Below are 13,171 nucleotides of genomic sequence, written 5' to 3'. Positions count from 1 at the left end.
CTGCACACATTCGGTAGACAACGATGGGCGACTACGACTTCATCATCGCGGGTGGCGGAACGGCCGGCTGCATCCTGGCCAACCGCCTCAGCGCGGACGGAAAGTATCGCGTGCTGCTGCTGGAGGCCGGCCACGAGGCGCGCAGCATGTGGATTCCCATTCCGGCGGGCTTTTCCAAGCTGCTGGTCGATCCGCAATACAACTGGCGCTTTGCCACCGAACCCGAGGACAACGTCCACGGACGCGTCATCGCCGTGCCCCGCGGCAAGGGATTGGGCGGGTCCACGCTGATCAACGGCATGATCTACGTGCGCGGCCAGCCCGAGGATTACGACGGCTGGGTGGCCGCGGGCGCTGCCGGTTGGGGACGCGACGTGGCCGAGCGCATCTACCGCAAGATAGAGAACTACGCGCCGGGCGGCGAGACCCGCGGCAAGGACGGCCCGATGCACCTTGAAGAGGTGGCCGAGCGCTTTCCGGTGTCGGACGCCTTCCTGGAGGCTGCGCGCGAAGACGGCCAACCCTTCAATCCGGACTACAACAGCGGCGATCAGGAAGGCGTGGGCTACTACCAGGTGCTCCAGCACCACGGCCGGCGCTGGAGTGTCGTGGACGGCTACCTGAAACCGGCGGCGGGACGGCGCAACCTCAGTGTCGAATGCGGCGCCCATGTCACGCGTCTGGTGTTCGAAGGTAAGCGCTGCGTGGGCGTGGTCTACCGCAAGAACGGGCAGGAACACGTCGTGCGCGCACGCCGCGAAACGCTGGTCTGCATGGGTGCGGTGCAATCCCCGCAATTGCTCGAACTGTCCGGAGTGGGCAATGCAGCTTTGCTGGCCTCGCACGGTATCGGCGTGGTGCACGCGCAGCCGGCGGTGGGCGAAAACTACATCGACCACTTCGCCACGCGCATGAACTGGCGCGTCAAGAACACGGTCACCTTGAACGAAATGTCGCGCGGCTGGCGGCTGGCGCAGCAGGTGGCGCGTTACTACATAAGCCGCAGAGGCATCCTGACGCTGGGCACAGGGTTGGTGCACGGCTTCGTGAAAAGCGCGCCCGGATTGCCCACCCCCGACGTGCAGTTTTTCTTCGTGCACGCCAGCTATGCCAACGCCGCCGAACGCATCCTGGACCGGCATCCCGGCATGACGATCGGGGTGGCGCAGTTGCGTCCCGAGTCCGTCGGGTCCATTCACATCAAGTCGGCCGATCCGCTGGCCGGACCTGCCATCCGGCCCAACTTCCTGTCCGCGCAGGTCGACCGCGACAGCCTGGTAGGCGGGATGCAGGTGGCGCGCCGCATCGTGAGCCAGCCCGCCCTCAAACGCTACGTGGAGGCCGAGGTCAGCCCCGGCGTGCAGGTGGACAGCGACGACGAATGGCTGGACTTTGCGCGGCGCAACGGACAGACCATCTACCACCCCATCGGCACCTGCCGCATGGGCACGGACGCCGCGGCCGTCACGGACGTGCGGCTGCGTGTCAACGGGCTGACGGGCCTGCGCGTGGTGGATGCCTCGGTCATGCCGAAGATGGTTTCCGGCAACACGCAGGCCGCCGTCATGATGGTGGCCGAGCGCGGCGCGGAGATGATCCTCGAAGACGCGGCGCAGGCGTAGGGGACTTCCGGTCAGTAAAAATGGCGCGCTTGCTTACGGCTGGCGCGCCATTTTTCTTGCAGGCGCCCGGCATGCGCCTTGCTAACGCGCTGTTCCGACTGCAGACTGCAGGTTAGGCTGCACCAACTGAAAGGAGAACGTATGACCTACGACCTTTGGTATTGGGATGGCATTCCCGGGCGGGGAGAATTCGTGCGCCTGGCGCTGGAAGCGGGCGGTATTCCGTATCGGGAACGCGCCCGCGATCCGGGCGCCGACGAAAGCGCGTTGATCGACGACATGCGATCGGCCCGCAAGCATCCGCCTTTTGCGCCGCCTTATCTGGTGGCCGGAAAAATGACGTTGGGGCAGACCGCCAATATTCTGCTTTTCCTCGGCGAAAAGCATGGCCTTGCGCCCGAATCGCTTGAAGGCCGGTTGTGGGTGAACCAGTTGCAACTCACCATTGCCGACATGGTGGCCGAAGCGCACGACACCCATCATCCCATTTCCGCCAGCGATTATTACGAAGACCAGAAAGAAGAGGCCGCCCGCCGCGCCAAGGTATTTCGCGAAGCGCGTATTCCGAAGTTCCTGGGGTATTTCGAACGGCTGCTGGACGGGCCGCAGGCGTGGTTGGCGGGCGGCGCCAAATGGACCTACGTGGACTTGTCCCTTTATCACCTGGTCGATGGCTTGCTGTTCGCGTTTCCCAAACGCATGGCCACCGTTGCCGCGCATTATCCAAATGTGTTCGCCCTGCACGAGCGCGTGACCGCTTTGCCTGAACTGCAGGCCTATTTTTCAAGCGGCCGGCGCTTGCCGTTTGGCGAGGGCATTTTCCGCCAATATCGCGAGCTGGACGCGGCTTGAATCCGGGATTTCCCGAGTGTGCGTCGTGACGACGCTTTGAATTCTTTTTAAAAGGGACATTCAGAATTACATCGGGCCATGATAATTTCTGGGATTAAGTAGTTTCCATTAGATACATAAGAATTACGTGTACCAGGCACGCCGGCAAACACACCCTGGAGGTTTCCATGCTTTGGCATACTCTTGGCCGCTTTATCCGTGGATATCGCAGTACCGATAAAAACGACCTGCTGGGACAGATCGACGCCATTCACAAATCCCAGGCGGTCATTGAGTTTGATCTGAACGGCCACATCCTGATGGCCAATCAGAACTTCCTGGACACCACGGGCTATTCGCTCGAAGAAATCCAGGGGCGTCACCACCGCATGTTCATCGATCCCGATGAACGCGGGTCGCCGCAATATGCATCCTTTTGGGAAAGGCTGGGACAGGGCGCACATGATTCCGGCCGTTATCGGCGGATTCGTAAAGATGGCTCGGACGTCTGGCTGCAGGCGTCGTACAACCCTATCTTTGACAAGCGCGGACGGCCGGTGAAGGTGATCAAGTACGCCACCGACATCACCGATCAGCAAAATCGCCAGGCAGATTCCGAAGGGCAGCTCGCGGCAATTTCGAAGGTCCAGGCGATCATCGAGTTCAATCTCGACGGCACCATCCTGCGTGCCAACGACCTGTTTCTTGGTGCGGTGGGGTATCGCGCCGACGAGGTGCTGGGCCGGCATCACAGCCTCTTTGTCCCGCCCGAAGAAGCCCGAAGCACGGCGTACAAGGATTTCTGGCGCCGGCTGCGCAATGGCGAGCACGACACCGGGCAGTACATGCGGTTGGGCAAAGGCGGACGCCAAGTCTGGATCGAAGCCAGCTATAACCCCATTCTCGACGCGCAGGGCCGGCCATTCAAGGTGGTGAAGTTCGCTACCGACATCACCAAGCGCTTTACCGCCGCGCAGACGCTGCAAGTGGCCGTGCAGGGCCTGACCGAAAACGCCGAACGCGCGCGACAGGCCAACAGCCTCGCCCTGGATGCCAGCCGCATCGCAGAAACGGGCGGCGATACGATGCGTGACGTGGTGACGACCATGGAAGCCATCACGGGCAGTTCGCGCCGCATTTCCGAGATCATCGGGGTCATGGACGGCATTGCATTCCAGACCAACATCCTTGCGCTGAACGCGGCCGTCGAGGCCGCGCGCGCCGGCGAGCACGGCAGGGGCTTCGCGGTCGTGGCATCAGAGGTCCGCAATCTTGCACAAAGCAGCGCGGCGGCCGCGAAGGAAATCAAGGCGCTCATCACGACCTCCGTGGCGCAGGTCGAAGGCGGCGCGGTGCAGGTCCAGTCCGCCGGCGGCACGATGGAGGGGATCGTCGCGTCGTCTCGCCGCGTGACCGAAATCATGGCGCAGGTCGTTGAAGTTTCGCTGGCGCAATCGGACAAGCTGGCCGGCGTGACCGAAGATCTCACCGATACCCACGCCGAACCCACAAGACGATTGCGCGCCGCCTAGCGGGCAGGGCATCTGCGCGCGAGTGCGCTATAAAGACGGCATTGCCGATCATCTGTGGCCCGCGCGGGCAATTTCCGCCGCGGGCCACGCCTTTTGCCCGATGTCCATGACTGAATCCGAAGCCCTCGCGCTTGCCACGCACCGCCATTACAAGGGTGGCCTTTACCGCTACATAGGCACTGCCCGCCATTCCGAAACCGAAGAGTCCATGGTGGTGTACGAACACCTCTGGCCGCACGCGCGCGGCCTGTGGGTGCGCCCGGCCGATCTGTTCTTCGGGCAGCTTGCCGACGGTTCGGCCCGGTTTGCCGCCCTGCATCCGGCGGAGTAAGCGCGTGACGTATTTCTATCGGCGCACGCGTGCGGCCAGCGCATCGCCGGCCCGTCCCACGGCGCGTGCGCAAGCGGCCTTGACGCACGCGCTTGAAGCGTTGGGCCGCCCCTTCATCGTGGCCGACCTGGAAACGACCGGCCTGTCCACCGCAAGCTGTGAAATTCTTGAATTTGCGGCAGTCAGAGTGGGTGAGGGCGGGGCGGTCGTCAACGAATACACGCAGGTCGTTCGCACTTGCGGCCGTGTCCCTTCCTTCATATCCCGTCTCACCGGCATTACGCAGGCCGAAGTCGATCGCGACGGCATTCCGGTCGCGCAGGCCTTTTCGTCGTTCCTGGATTTTGTCGAGGATCTGCCGGTGTTCTTCCATAACGCCTCGTTCGACCGGCGCTTCCTGAGCGCGGCCGCTGACCAGACGGGGCTGCCTTTTTCGAACGCCACGCACTGCACGTTGGCGTTGGCGCGCCGCGCGTGGCCGGAGTTGCCGTCGCACAAGCTCGACATCCTGGCGCGGCACGTCGGCGCCACGCAGCCGACCCACCGGGCGTTGGCGGACGTGCGGACGACGGTCGCGGTCGCGCTTGCAGCCAGCGCTCGGCTGGCCTGCGCGTAACGAGGCGCCATTTCTTTGGGAGTTCCCATGTCAGACCTGGAAGCAATCCGCCGCGCCGTGCGCCAGTTCACGGCTGAACGCGAATGGCAGCAATTCCATTCGCCCAAGAATCTGGCAATGGCGCTGGCGGGGGAAACGGGCGAACTCGTCTCGTTGTTCCAGTGGCTGGATGAAGACGAATCGCGCAATCTGCCGGCCGCCCGGCTTGCGGACGCCGCGGACGAGATCGCCGACGTGCAGATGTATCTGGTGGCCCTGGCGGATCAGCTTGGCATTGATATCGCGCAGGCGGTTGCCGGCAAGATGGTGAAGAACGCCAACAAGTATCCCGCCGATGTGTTCCGGCGCAGCGCTCGCAAATACAACGAGCCCCCTGAAGAATAAGCGCCGGTCCGCGCAGCCGCTGGACCGGTGCCGAACGTTCAAATCACTTTTTGCTCGTGGTGCACTTGGGGCGGCTCAACGAAAAAGCCTCCGACCAGCTTGCGCCATTCCTGGAAGTCGGCCGATTCCCGGAAATCCACCATGTGGTTTTCGACCGTTTCCCAATCCACCACCAGCGTGTAGCGCTGCGGCTGCTCGATGCTGCGGTACAGTTCCATGCCATGGCAGCCCTTGGCGCGCAGAAAAAGCGGCTTCGCCTGGGTAACACCGGCTTCGAACAGCGCTTCCTGTCCTTCGCGGACGTGGATGCTGGCAATCTCCTGAATCATGGCTTGGTCTCCGATTGATGGGGGTAGGCAAGGCGGGAGTAGTATGGCCGAAAACCTCGATTCCAGCCCGCTTCATGAATCACCGAGCCGTCACATTGACTCGTCTCATTTCCGTCCGCCTGCTCTGGTATGTCGCCGTCGGCATCATTGCCCTGATGTCCCTGTACCTGCATACGCAATTCGGCGTTGTGGTGCTGCTGTCTGCCATCGCCATCTACATTCCTTTGTCGATGCTTGGATTGCCGCTCGTTGCGTGGCTATGCCTGTCGCGCCGCACAAGCGGCGTTTCGGCCGGGCTGCCGCCCGCCTGGCCCGCGTATCTTGCGGGCGTGACCGGCATTGTCCTGCTGGGCAGCTATCAGGTGCTTGCCAATCTGTACGTGGCCGAATGCGGGTTCCTGCTTGTGCTGGTGGCCGTGGACCTGATGCTGGCGCGCCGCGAGACCGGCTGGCTGCTACGCCTGGCGCGTTAGATATCACGCGTGAGCCTCACGCGCGCGGCCCCATCCTTTGAGTTGAAACCCACCCGCAAGCGGGGCTTGACGGACGCATTGCGTCATCCATACGCATGGCCGTGCGAAGCCGGTATCTCCGCTTTCAGGTTTGTGTAATTCGCGAGTCCATCCTCCAGAAAGACCCGGTCGTTCGTTTAACCGATACCGACCTGCCTAGGACGGCGCAATCATTCCGTACCAATACGAAAGTCCCACGCCCTGCGAATGCAAGGGCGCAGTTGCTGGGTAGTAACGGTCCGCGCCGGTCGGTCTCCGGCACCTGTGCATCCGTGCAGACGGATCATGAGGAGCTCAAATGAAAAAGCTCGCAGCAGTCGCCGCGTTGTCATTGTTTGCCGCATCGGCTTACGCCACTGGCCCGGGCCAGGTCGGCGGTTCGGTGACCGGTCACGCCGGCGCCATCAACGGTACCGCTTCGTCCATCTCCACCGGCAGTTCGGTGGTGGCCACCCAGGTGAACGGCTACGGCTCGTCGAGCCAGACGTCGTTCGGCAGCACGGGCGGCATCGCGGAAGTCGGCGGATCGTTCAGCCGCGACGGCACGCAAGTCGTCACCAGCACGCGGCAGTACGCCAATAGCGAGTCGTACGGGCATGTGACGGGCAACGCCCCAATCATGGTCGGCGACAGCATCGCCAACGGCGGCGCAACGTTTGGCAAGACGGATACGAGCGCCTCGGCGACGGGCTCGTTCCACGCGGCAAACATCGGCGCGTTCGGGTCGATACACGGCGTCGGCCCGGTGGGCCATGTCGTTGGGTTCAATCGCTGACCCAATTATCCGGACGGCTTCGGCCGTCCGGGCGAGGGGACATCATGAAGAGCATCGTTCTAGTCATCTCCCTGTCGCTCGCCGCCATGTCGGCGGGGGCGCAGACCAGCACGTCCAGTTCCACGACGTCGGCATCGTCCGGGTCGACCAACGCGGGCAACAACCAGGGCATCACACTCAACTCAAGCAACAGCGGAACCAGCACGTTGCGCAGCGCACCGCCGGTTGGCGGCCAGAGCTTCTACGGCTCGTTCTCGTCGGACAGCTGCATGGTGTCAGCGGGCGGCGGCGGGTCCGTGGTGGGTTTCGGGATGAACGTCGCGATTCCGATCGAGGACCAGAAATGCAGTCTGCGCCGCAACTTCGAGCGCACGATGCAGGCGGCGGCATCGACCAAGGACGCGGATCGCTCCCGGCGTCTGGAAACCGCGGCCATCGACATCCTGTGCCAGACCGACGATCGCACCAAGGCGGCGCTGGTGGCGCAGGGGCTCTGCACCAATCCTGCGCTGACGACGGCGGACCATCGGTTCGACAGCGGCGCCGTGGCGCAGGTCGCGCCGCAGACGCCCGTCCAGACTGCAGGCACGGCGCCGGCGCTGCCGCAAGCGGCGGCAACGCCGGCAGTGCAGGGCTATCCGGTGCTGTCAGCCCGCAGCGCCGCGTTCACCGCGCCGCCACTGCGCAACCCTCGCGTGGAGCGGCAACAGTTTGCCGACCTGTACTCTCCCGGTTGAAGCGGCCTGTGCATGACGGCAATCAGGGCGTGGCGGGCGGCGGGACCGCGACGGGCGCGGGCGCCTGCGCGGGTTCCGGCGCCGACGCGAGCAGCATGGTCGGCGGGGACGACACTTCAAGCTTGGCCTCGTCCAGGCGCTTGAGCACCGTGAACAGCAGCGCGCTGCGCACGCCGTACGCGGCACGCGGCGACGACACATAGCCCCTTGCATTGAAGATCAGGTGGCCTGCGTCGATACCGTCCAGGAAGACGTTGGGCGCCGGCGACTCCAGCACGTCTTCGTGATCCGCCAACGCCTGCAGCATCAGTTCACGCACCTGCTCGGCATCCGTCGACAATGGCATGGGCAGCTTGATCTGCACCAAGCCAAGCGGATTGGACCGCGTCACGTTGCGCACCGTTTTCGTCACGAATTCGGAGTTGGGCACGATCACCGTCGACCGGTCTCCCATCTGGATCTCGGTGGCGCGCACATTGATGCGCAGGATGTCGCCTTCGACGCCGCCCAGCGAAACCCAGTCGCCCACCTTCACCGGCCGCTCGGCCAGCAAAATCAGGCCCGACACGAAGTTCTGCACCACCGCCTGAAGGCCAAAACCGATACCCACCGACAGCGCGCTCGCGATCCACGCGACCCGCTCCAGTCCGATTCCCGCGGCCGACAGCGACAACGCCACGGCCAGCACGAAGCCGCCATACCCAAACAGCGTCGCGGCCGACAACTGCATGCCCGGGTCCAGCTCCGTGGTGGGCAGATAGCGGTTGGATAGCCAGCGCTTGAGCATCTTCACGCCCAGCAGCGACAGCGCCAGCACGATCAATGCCTGCAGCACGGCGCCGGGCCGGATCTGCGCCTCGCCGATGGCCAGGCCCTTGCGGAGCTGGTCAAAGCGCTGCACCAGATCCATCGGCGCTTCGCCGAACGGCGCCAACACCAGAATGATGGCAAGCAGCGCGATGGCCACGCGACCCAGTCCGGACAGCAGCACCGCGGCCTGATCGCGCATGCTGGGCCCTTCGCCTTCACCGCCTTCGCGGTGCGCCGTGCCCAACAAGGTGCTGAAACCGTCCTCGACCAGCGTCGAGGCCAGGTAGGCCGACGCCAGCACGATCAGCACCCACAACACCTGCTTGACCAGGAAGCTGCCGAACGCCACGTAGCCGAGCAGCAGGCTGGCGAAGCTGACGATCAGCACCGTCCAGATGGCGGCCAGCATCAGCGAGACCCAGAGCGGAATCGGCGCTTCGCTGTCCTGCATGACCTGGCGGCGCAGGCGGCGGCCGATGAACAGCACGGCGGCAAGCAACGCCATGCTCAGCACGCCCACGATGCCGGTCAGGGTGATGGTCGTGGTCAGGCTGGCGTCCAGCAGGACGGGCAACCGTTCCGCGAGCCAGATCAGGACCACCAGCACGCCCAGCGTGCCAGGAAGCCAGCGCAGCCGGTTCGCCACGATGTCGCTGACCGGCGGCAGGCGCCAGGACGGACGATTGGTGGACAGCAAGGCGTAGCCCATCCCCGACACGAAGCCGCCGAAGCAGACTGTGGCTACCAAGTTAGTCAGGAGCGAATCGGTGCTGTCCGACAGTTGCGATCTCCAGTCCAGGCCGGTCTGGATGAGCAAGGCGATCACGCCAGGCGTGGCGACCGAAAGCGCCACGAGGGCCACCGCCAGAAACGATCGGCGCAGCCGTCCGGGCGGCACTCGGGTTGCCGTGAGCCGCAGCAGATACCGGCCAACCCAGACGCGCAGTGCAATTGCCAGACCGGCAACGACCGTCAGCAGCAGCCAACCCCATTTCGGCGTTTGTCCCACGGCGGTGGACAGGTCGTCGCGTAACGCTTCAAGCCGTTCCAGATCCCGGGGAAACTCCTGGCGGAATTCGGCCCAGAACTGGCCCGACAGGAAGGAGTCGCGACGCTCGCCCAAGCGTGCCTGAAACTGCTTGCGCCGCTGGGCTGAAATCTGTTCAGCCGTCTGGCCGGCATCCACTGACAGCAGCCGCGCCAACTTGATCTGCGCGTCCAGCGCGCGGCTGTTCTTTTCCAGCTGGGCGCGCTGCGCCGCCACATCCGGCGCTTCCTTCGCGCCGTCCGGCGGCGTGCCCAGTTCGCTCAGGCGTGCGGTCACGCTGGCCAGTTGCGGCGTCAGCGCTTCAGTTGCAGCGTCCGCCTTGGACTGGATGTCCAGCGCCTCGCCCCGCTGCTTGAGCAGCACGGCGTCGTCCGTTTCGTCGGGGACCCGCTTGCGGATCTCGTCAATCTGCTTGCGGGCCGCACTCAGAACGGCTTCGGTGTCGGCGGGGGCAGCGGGCGGCGCCGCAAAGGCGGGCAGGAAGCAGAAGACCAGCAGCAGCGCAGCAAGCAGCGCCGCCAGGTTGGGCGCGCGGGCGAGGCGGGCGCGAAAGGGCTGAGTGGGCGTGGTCGGGATCATGTTTTTGGGGCGAGTTGCTCGCGTGGAGGCGGCAGCATAACAAGCCGCCGCCACACCCGTTGCAACAAAAACTGGTGTTGCGTCCCTGTATTTTTAGAGGTGCTAGTTCGTGGGCTTGACCTCGCTAGCGGGCCGGGAAATTGGGGCCGGATTCGGCCGGCCAGATCAGCATGCCGACCGGCCATGACGGCCGTCGCAACGCCTGTTTACCAGCCGAACGTTTGGATTCACTTCAACTGGCGTCCGGACGCCTGTGCAGCCCGCGTGCGAGGCTTGCCCAGCACCGCGTCGCAGACCTGCAACCATGCACGCGCGGCAAACGACAGGTAGCCGGACTGCAGCCAGATATGGCCAACCTCCCACTGGATGCCCGACTTCGCAAGCTTCGCGGTACTCAGGCCGCGGGTCTTCATCCGCTGCATCAGCGGTTCGGGCAAGAGGGCCACGCCAAGTCCTGCCGAGGCCATTGCCACCAGAAAATCCCAATGCGCGCTTTGCGCCGCGATGCTGGGCTGCAGGCCCGCATCGGCAAACGCCTGCCGCAACCGCCGGGTGATTGCGAAGTCGTCGGTGGGGATCAGCAGCCGCGCCTCGCGCAGCGCGCTCAGCGGCAGCGATGTCTTTCCGGCCCACGGCGCGTCTGGCGGCCCGATCACCCAGATCGGATAGCTGCCAAACGCCTGCGCGGCCAGACCGCCGTCGGGGGCGACAGGCAGGATGGTGGCGCCGACCTCCAGTTCGCCGCTGGCCACCAGGTTTTCGACCGCCTGGCCCGTGCCTTCGCGCAGGGTCAGGTGGATGCCGGGATGCAATTCGCGGAACCGCTTCACAACTGGCGTGAACAGCAGATTGATCATGGGCGGGATACCGACCTCGAGAGCCCCGCGTCCCAGCTCCGCGGTCTGGCGCATTTCCTCTGACAGTTGGCGCATCGTCTCCAGCACTTGAAGGCCACGCTGGTACATGACCCGGCCGGTATCGGTAGGGCGGGCGGTGTGCCCGTCGCGGATCAGAAGCGGCGTGCCGGCTTCTTCTTCCAGTTGTCGGATCATCTTGCTGACTGTGGACTGCGTGACGAACAGCGCCTTGGCCGCCTGCGTGAAGCTGGCATGCCTGACGGTTTCCACGAAATACCGCAATGCGCGCACGTCCATGGGAAAGCTGACCCTCCGCGCCGTGCGCGAGAAAAATTCAAATGATGAAAAAAACGACTGGAACGGATGATTTTAAGTCATTACGAGATTTGCCCTCGGCTTCCTATACTGCCGAAAAATCGTCCCGGCGCCCGTATCCACGGCCTTCGGGACTTCGGGAAACGCCGCGTCAGACGGTGCCCGGGCGCTGCAGACCCCAGCCGCTACGCCCGGCCCTAAGCCGCCAGCCTTTGAATTTGGAGACACCATGCCTTTCGACCGGATCCGTAACGCCGACCTGCACGCCAGGATCACTTCAGCCGAACAGGCCGCCTTACTGGTTCAGGACGGAATGACCGTCGGAATGAGCGGATTCACTCGGGCAGGCGACTGTAAGTCGGTGCCGGCCGCGCTGGCAGCGCGCGCAGAACGCGAACCGCTCGCCATCACGTTGATCACGGGCGCATCACTCGGCCACGACACCGACAAGATGCTGGCGCAGGCCAATGCGCTGGCACGACGTCTGCCGTTCCAGGTCGACACGACCCTGCGCCGCAAGATCAATCAGGGTGAAATCGCCTTCATCGACCAGCATTTGTCCGAAACGGTGGAGCAGTTGCGTGCGGGCCATCTGGGCCCCATCAACGTGGCCATCATCGAAGCCGCCGCCATCACGGAATCCGGCGCGATCGTGCCGACCATGTCGGTAGGCAACTCAGCATCGTTCGTGCAGCAGGCCGACAAGATCATTGTGGAACTGAACATGAGCGTGCCCGCCGCCATCGAAGGCCTGCACGATATCTACGTTCCCGGCGACCGTCCCGCCCGCCAGCCCATCGGCCTGGTGTCTGCGGACCAGCGCATCGGTCAGACCTGCATCGAGGTCGATCCTGCCCGGATCGCCGCCATCGTCATCACGCAAGAGCCCGACAGCCCCTCCAACGCGCTGCCGCCCGATACCGAGACCAACGCCATTGCAGGTCATATCAACCAATTCCTGCGCGGCGAGGTGGATGCTGGTCGCCTGACCAACGCGCTGCTGCCGTTGCAGGCAGGCATCGGCACCATCGCCAACGCGGTGCTGCACGGGTTCGAATCGTCTGATTTTGAGAACCTGGTCATGTACTCCGAAGTGCTGCAGGACAGCGCGATCGAGCTGCTCGACCAGGGCAAGCTGGCATTCGCCTCGGCGTCGTCCATCACCGTATCCAAACCCGTGTACGAGAAGATCCTCGCCAACATGGAGCACTACCGCCAGCGCATCGTGCTGCGTCCGCAAGAAATCAGCAACGCACCCGAGATCGTGCGGCGCCTGGGCATCATCGCCATCAACACGGCGCTGGAATTCGACATCTACGGCAACGTGAACTCCACACACGTTGGCGGCACGCACATGATGAACGGCATCGGCGGCTCAGGCGACTTCGCCCGCAACGCCCATCTTGCGATCTTCGTGTCCAAGTCGATGGCCAAGAACGGCGACATCTCCAGCGTGGTGCCAATGGTGTCCCACGTCGACCACACGGAGCACGACGTTGACGTGCTCGTCACGGAATGCGGTCTGGCGGATCTGCGCGGCCTTGCGCCACGTGAGCGCGCCCGCGCCATCATTCAGAACTGCGTGCATCCGTCGTACCGCGACGCGCTACAAGACTATTTCGATCGGGCTTGCGCCCGTGGCGGCCAGACGCCGCATCTGCTGGAAGAAGCGTTCTCCTGGCACCAGCGGTTCAATGAAACCGACTCGATGCAGCCCGTCGTGGCATCGGCGCGCAAAGCGGCCTGAAGCGGGATTGAAGATTGACTGCCGCCGTCGCGGCGTCCGCCTGGGATTTCGAGCGAAGCGAAACCAGGCTGTTCCAGGCAACGTCCTGCGGGGCGCCGCGTTTTGGTCAAGGTAAAGCAGCTGTACGCCGCTTTACCTTTTTTTTC

General features: G+C 64.1%; 13 protein-coding genes. 10 read left to right on the top strand and 3 right to left on the bottom strand.

Translation table 11 applies throughout. The features are described from left to right. The first annotated feature begins 23 nt into the window (after nucleotides 1–23). The 6 genes from AB3147_RS20910 (at nucleotide 24) to AB3147_RS20885 (ending at nucleotide 5,316) form a co-directional block, all read left to right on the top strand. Nucleotides 24–1,622, top strand: a complete 1,599-nt coding sequence (locus tag AB3147_RS20910) for a GMC family oxidoreductase (RefSeq protein ID WP_218343219.1) — start codon at nucleotides 24–26, stop codon at nucleotides 1,620–1,622. A 141-nt stretch (nucleotides 1,623–1,763) separates the two neighbouring features. Further along, a complete protein-coding gene (locus tag AB3147_RS20905) occupies nucleotides 1,764–2,474 on the top strand; it encodes a glutathione S-transferase (protein ID WP_218343220.1) in 711 nt (236 codons plus the stop codon). A gap of 167 nt (nucleotides 2,475–2,641) precedes the next feature. Next, the gene (locus AB3147_RS20900; RefSeq protein ID WP_218343221.1) at nucleotides 2,642–3,985 is read left to right on the top strand and encodes a methyl-accepting chemotaxis protein; all 1,344 of its coding nucleotides are present in this window, start codon (nucleotides 2,642–2,644) and stop codon (nucleotides 3,983–3,985) included. Nucleotides 3,986–4,091: 106 nt separating this feature from the next. After that, complete coding sequence (locus AB3147_RS20895; protein ID WP_056570982.1) at nucleotides 4,092–4,316, top strand: DUF1653 domain-containing protein; 225 nt, start codon at nucleotides 4,092–4,094, stop codon at nucleotides 4,314–4,316. 4 nt (nucleotides 4,317–4,320) lie between these two features. Beyond that, nucleotides 4,321–4,932 (top strand): 3'-5' exonuclease, encoded by a 612-nt coding sequence (locus AB3147_RS20890; protein ID WP_367352874.1) that lies wholly within the window; start codon nucleotides 4,321–4,323, stop codon nucleotides 4,930–4,932. 27 nt (nucleotides 4,933–4,959) lie between these two features. Beyond that, nucleotides 4,960–5,316 carry a nucleotide pyrophosphohydrolase gene (locus AB3147_RS20885; RefSeq protein ID WP_367352873.1) on the top strand — a complete coding sequence of 119 codons (357 nt, stop codon included), beginning with the start codon at nucleotides 4,960–4,962 and terminating at the stop codon, nucleotides 5,314–5,316. A 38-nt stretch (nucleotides 5,317–5,354) separates the two neighbouring features. Here AB3147_RS20885 and AB3147_RS20880 read toward each other — a convergent pair whose 3' ends face one another. Continuing rightward, nucleotides 5,355–5,645, bottom strand: coding sequence for an antibiotic biosynthesis monooxygenase family protein (locus AB3147_RS20880; protein ID WP_056570634.1), 291 nt, complete (start codon nucleotides 5,643–5,645; stop codon nucleotides 5,355–5,357). 74 nt (nucleotides 5,646–5,719) lie between these two features. Here AB3147_RS20880 and AB3147_RS20875 point away from each other — a divergent pair, with 74 nt between their 5' ends. The 3 genes from AB3147_RS20875 (at nucleotide 5,720) to AB3147_RS20865 (ending at nucleotide 7,669) form a co-directional block, all read left to right on the top strand. Continuing rightward, nucleotides 5,720–6,118: a hypothetical protein gene (locus tag AB3147_RS20875; protein ID WP_367352872.1), complete on the top strand. Its 399-nt coding sequence runs from the start codon at nucleotides 5,720–5,722 to the stop codon at nucleotides 6,116–6,118. A gap of 337 nt (nucleotides 6,119–6,455) precedes the next feature. Further along, nucleotides 6,456–6,932 (top strand): hypothetical protein, encoded by a 477-nt coding sequence (locus AB3147_RS20870; protein ID WP_175126015.1) that lies wholly within the window; start codon nucleotides 6,456–6,458, stop codon nucleotides 6,930–6,932. A gap of 44 nt (nucleotides 6,933–6,976) precedes the next feature. Then, nucleotides 6,977–7,669, top strand: coding sequence for a hypothetical protein (locus AB3147_RS20865; RefSeq protein WP_367352871.1), 693 nt, complete (start codon nucleotides 6,977–6,979; stop codon nucleotides 7,667–7,669). A gap of 22 nt (nucleotides 7,670–7,691) precedes the next feature. Here AB3147_RS20865 and AB3147_RS20860 read toward each other — a convergent pair whose 3' ends face one another. Both AB3147_RS20860 and AB3147_RS20855 read right to left on the bottom strand, forming a co-directional pair. Next, a complete protein-coding gene (locus AB3147_RS20860; RefSeq protein ID WP_367352870.1) occupies nucleotides 7,692–10,106 on the bottom strand; it encodes a DUF3772 domain-containing protein in 2,415 nt (804 codons plus the stop codon). A 227-nt stretch (nucleotides 10,107–10,333) separates the two neighbouring features. Next, the gene (locus AB3147_RS20855) at nucleotides 10,334–11,260 is read right to left on the bottom strand and encodes a LysR family transcriptional regulator (protein WP_239215380.1); all 927 of its coding nucleotides are present in this window, start codon (nucleotides 11,258–11,260) and stop codon (nucleotides 10,334–10,336) included. Nucleotides 11,261–11,507: 247 nt separating this feature from the next. Between AB3147_RS20855 and AB3147_RS20850 the strand changes: the two genes are divergently transcribed. Next, nucleotides 11,508–13,025, top strand: coding sequence for an acetyl-CoA hydrolase/transferase family protein (locus AB3147_RS20850; protein WP_218343226.1), 1,518 nt, complete (start codon nucleotides 11,508–11,510; stop codon nucleotides 13,023–13,025). Nucleotides 13,026–13,171: the final 146 nt, after the last annotated feature.

This window comes from Achromobacter animicus (assembly GCF_040775605.1).
GTDB classification, from domain to species: domain Bacteria; phylum Pseudomonadota; class Gammaproteobacteria; order Burkholderiales; family Burkholderiaceae_B; genus Achromobacter; species Achromobacter animicus.
Note: the sequence above shows the minus strand (reverse complement) of the source record. Positions and strands in the feature narration are given on the sequence as shown.

Coding starts and splice junctions, on each gene's coding strand:
- AB3147_RS20910 (WP_218343219.1), top strand. CDS start 24: ATGGGCGACTACGACTTCATCATCGCGGGTGGCGGAACGGCCGGCTGC.
- AB3147_RS20905 (WP_218343220.1), top strand. CDS start 1,764: ATGACCTACGACCTTTGGTATTGGGATGGCATTCCCGGGCGGGGAGAA.
- AB3147_RS20900 (WP_218343221.1), top strand. CDS start 2,642: ATGCTTTGGCATACTCTTGGCCGCTTTATCCGTGGATATCGCAGTACC.
- AB3147_RS20895 (WP_056570982.1), top strand. CDS start 4,092: ATGACTGAATCCGAAGCCCTCGCGCTTGCCACGCACCGCCATTACAAG.
- AB3147_RS20885 (WP_367352873.1), top strand. CDS start 4,960: ATGTCAGACCTGGAAGCAATCCGCCGCGCCGTGCGCCAGTTCACGGCT.
- AB3147_RS20880 (WP_056570634.1), bottom strand. CDS start 5,645: ATGATTCAGGAGATTGCCAGCATCCACGTCCGCGAAGGACAGGAAGCG.
- AB3147_RS20875 (WP_367352872.1), top strand. CDS start 5,720: ATGAATCACCGAGCCGTCACATTGACTCGTCTCATTTCCGTCCGCCTG.
- AB3147_RS20870 (WP_175126015.1), top strand. CDS start 6,456: ATGAAAAAGCTCGCAGCAGTCGCCGCGTTGTCATTGTTTGCCGCATCG.
- AB3147_RS20865 (WP_367352871.1), top strand. CDS start 6,977: ATGAAGAGCATCGTTCTAGTCATCTCCCTGTCGCTCGCCGCCATGTCG.
- AB3147_RS20860 (WP_367352870.1), bottom strand. CDS start 10,106: ATGATCCCGACCACGCCCACTCAGCCCTTTCGCGCCCGCCTCGCCCGC.
- AB3147_RS20855 (WP_239215380.1), bottom strand. CDS start 11,260: ATGGACGTGCGCGCATTGCGGTATTTCGTGGAAACCGTCAGGCATGCC.
- AB3147_RS20850 (WP_218343226.1), top strand. CDS start 11,508: ATGCCTTTCGACCGGATCCGTAACGCCGACCTGCACGCCAGGATCACT.